Raw genomic sequence first — 1,108 nt, forward strand, 5'->3', positions numbered from 1 at the left:
TCCGGCGCCGCCGGCGAGTCCCGCGACCAGCGCGCCCACGAGCAGGCCGCCGACGGCCCACCAGGTGCCCTCGGCGATCTCGTCCGGTGGCCCGGGCCGTCCTCGTGGACGGGGTCGGCCTTCCGGGGAACCCTGTCCATGTCGGGGCGATCGTCCGCAGGGAGCACCACCGCATCATCCGAGCCCCACGGAATGCCTTGACGAACCCCGCCGGACAGGCGAGGGTCGTCTTCGACCGCCGTGTAATGCCGGTTGCGAGAACAGGAGTGGGGGGCTGATGTCGAGCGAGGCCCTTCGCGGCTCCAAGCCCAAACCCGACCCCGGCCCCGGCTTCGCCGCATTCTCCCCGCGTCACCCGGCCTCGGGGGTCCCCCCGCGTGCACGAGTGATGGACATGCTCTCGGGACCTGACCGCCTGGTGGTGGTCCACGGCCCCCGGTTCTCGGGCAAGACCACCCTGCTGGCGCAGTGGCTGTCCGACGGCTCCTCATCCGGTGGATCCACGGTCGGGATCATCGACCCCGCCCCGGACCTCACCGGGGATCGCTACTGGCAGTCGGTCGTGACCTCACTCCGATCGGCGCAGGGCCCCGTCGGCCGCGCGGTCCCGGAGGCCGGGTCGGCCGGTGGTCCCGTCGAGCCGTCGGGTGATCCCTACCAGGAGGTGAGGGACCTGGTCCGATGCTGGCCCGGCCCCCTCACCGTGATTCTCGACGACCTCCACCTCTCCGGTGATCCGGAGGGGCACGTCCGCGATCTCCTCCTGCAGGCGCCACCGGACGGAATCCGTGTCCTCGCCACCACGCGCACCGCGATCCAATGGCACCGATCGCCCGGAATGCCCGCGGACAGTGTGCTCGTGACCCCGGCGGACCTCATGCTCACGGATACCGAGCTCGCCGCCGCGCTCGAGTTCGCGGGCGTCCGCACTCTCAACCGGATCCCGCTGGGGTCGCTCGCCGCCGAGACCGGACGGCTCGCCGGTCTCGTGGAAGCCGCCCTGACCGCGCTGTCGGGCAACGCCTCGACCCGAGGGGACCCGATCGACCGGATCCGCGCCGGGATCGACCGCGTCCTCCTCCGGGTCCTGGCCGGTGATCCCGCGCTG

2 protein-coding genes are annotated in these 1,108 nt (G+C 72.5%); both read left to right on the forward strand.

All coding sequences use genetic code 11. The features are described from left to right. Positions 1-201 (forward strand): hypothetical protein (locus tag G6018_RS17070; RefSeq protein ID WP_206685249.1); only part of this gene is annotated, 201 nt, incomplete at its 5' end. 76 nt (positions 202-277) lie between these two features. Beyond that, positions 278-1,108, forward strand: an 831-nt coding sequence (locus tag G6018_RS01675; RefSeq protein ID WP_182638549.1) for a hypothetical protein, incomplete at its 3' end; no start/stop codon positions are given.

Origin of the sequence: Dietzia sp. DQ11-44 (assembly GCF_014145205.1) — a bacterium.
GTDB lineage: Bacteria > Actinomycetota > Actinomycetes > Mycobacteriales > Mycobacteriaceae > Dietzia > Dietzia natronolimnaea.